We start from the raw sequence: 2,346 nt of genomic DNA, 5'->3' as shown, positions 1-2,346 counted from the left end.
GGGTTAGAATTTCAATACAACCAGGGTAGTATCCCACCGACGCCTCCACCGAAGCTAGCGCTCCGGCTTCTCAGGCTCCTACCTATCCTGTACAAGCTGTACCAAAATTCAATATCAGGCTACAGTAAAGCTCCACGGGGTCTTTCCGTCCTGTCGCGGGTAACCTGCATCTTCACAGGTACTATAATTTCACCGAGTCTCTCGTTGAGACAGTGCCCAGATCGTTACGCCTTTCGTGCGGGTCGGAACTTACCCGACAAGGAATTTCGCTACCTTAGGACCGTTATAGTTACGGCCGCCGTTTACTGGGGCTTCGATTCAGAGCTTCTCCCAAAGGATAACCCCTCCTCTTAACCTTCCAGCACCGGGCAGGCGTCAGCCCCTATACTTCGCCTTGCGGCTTCGCAGAGACCTGTGTTTTTGCTAAACAGTCGCCTGGGCCTATTCACTGCGGCTCTCTCGGGCTATACACCCTACCAGAGCACCCCTTCTCCCGAAGTTACGGGGTCATTTTGCCGAGTTCCTTAACGAGAGTTCTCTCGATCACCTTAGGATTCTCTCCTCGCCTACCTGTGTCGGTTTGCGGTACGGGCACCTCCCGCCTCGCTAGAGGCTTTTCTTGGCAGTGTGGAATCAGGAACTTCGGTACTATATTTCCCTCGTCATCACAGCTCAGCCTTATGATGAGCGGATTTGCCTACTCATCAGCCTAACTGCTTGAACGCGCATATCCAGCAGCGCGCTTACCCTATCCTCCTGCGTCCCCCCATTACTCAAACGGCGGGGAGGTGGTACAGGAATATCAACCTGTTGGCCATCGCCTACGCTTTTCAGCCTCGGCTTAGGTCCCGACTAACCCTGAGCGGACGAGCCTTCCTCAGGAAACCTTAGGCATTCGGTGGACAAGATTCTCACTTGTCTTTCGCTACTCATACCGGCATTCTCACTTCTAAGCGCTCCACCAGTCCTTACGGTCTAGCTTCGCTGCACTTAGAACGCTCTCCTACCACTGACATCTACGATGTCAATCCACAGCTTCGGTGATACGTTTAGCCCCGGTACATTTTCGGCGCAGAGTCACTCGACCAGTGAGCTATTACGCACTCTTTAAATGGTGGCTGCTTCTAAGCCAACATCCTGGTTGTCTAAGCAACTCCACATCCTTTTCCACTTAACGTATACTTGGGGACCTTAGCTGGTGGTCTGGGCTGTTTCCCTTTTGACTACGGATCTTATCACTCGCAGTCTGACTCCCACGGATAAGTCTTTGGCATTCGGAGTTTGACTGAATTCGGTAACCCGTTGGGGGCCCCTAGTCCAATCAGTGCTCTACCTCCAAGACTCTCACTACGTGAGGCTAGCCCTAAAGCTATTTCGGAGAGAACCAGCTATCTCCAGGTTCGATTGGAATTTCTCCGCTACCCACACCTCATCCCCGCACTTTTCAACGTGCGTGGGTTCGGGCCTCCATTCAGTGTTACCTGAACTTCACCCTGGACATGGGTAGATCACCTGGTTTCGGGTCTACAACCACATACTAAACGCCCTATTCAGACTCGCTTTCGCTACGGCTCCGTCTCTTCAACTTAACCTTGCATGGGATCGTAACTCGCCGGTTCATTCTACAAAAGGCACGCCATCACCCATTAACGGGCTCTGACTACTTGTAGGCACACGGTTTCAGGATCTCTTTCACTCCCCTTCCGGGGTGCTTTTCACCTTTCCCTCACGGTACTGGTTCACTATCGGTCACTAGGGAGTATTTAGCCTTGGGAGATGGTCCTCCCAGCTTCCGACGGAATTTCACGTGTTCCGCCGTACTCAGGATCCACTCAAGAGGGAACGAAGTTTCAACTACAGGGTTGTTACCTTCTTTGACGGGCCTTTCCAGACCTCTTCATTTACCTCGTTCCTTTGTAACTCCGTATAGAGTGTCCTACAACCCCAAGAGGCAAGCCTCTTGGTTTGGGCTAATTCCGTTTCGCTCGCCGCTACTCAGGAAATCGCATTTGCTTTCTCTTCCTCCGGGTACTTAGATGTTTCAGTTCCCCGGGTCTGCCTTCAATATCCTATGTATTCAGATAAAGATACTGCTCCATTACGAACAGTGGGTTTCCCCATTCGGAAATCTCCGGATCAAAGCTTACTTACAGCTCCCCGAAGCATATCGGTGTTAGTCCCGTCCTTCATCGGCTCCTAGTGCCAAGGCATTCACCGTGCGCCCTTTCTAACTTAACCATTAGCGAATAAATGGTGCAACTTGCGTTGCGTTATTTATTGGTTTGATTAAAGAAAAGTTTCACTTTTCCTCAGCTATTACTGTTATCTAGTTTTCAAAGAACAATC

At 50.9% G+C, this 2,346-nt stretch carries 1 rRNA gene; it reads right to left on the bottom strand.

Going from position 1 to position 2,346, the window contains the following annotated elements:
• Positions 1 to 2,238 (bottom strand): 23S ribosomal RNA (locus EPL02_RS10000); the annotation flags it as partial.
• Between the last annotated feature and the right edge of the window lie 108 nt (positions 2,239 to 2,346).

The organism is Bacillus sp. CBEL-1 (assembly GCF_004348885.1).
GTDB lineage: Bacteria > Bacillota > Bacilli > Bacillales > Bacillaceae_H > Priestia > Priestia aryabhattai_A.
This window is presented reverse-complemented; position numbering and strand designations above follow the sequence as displayed.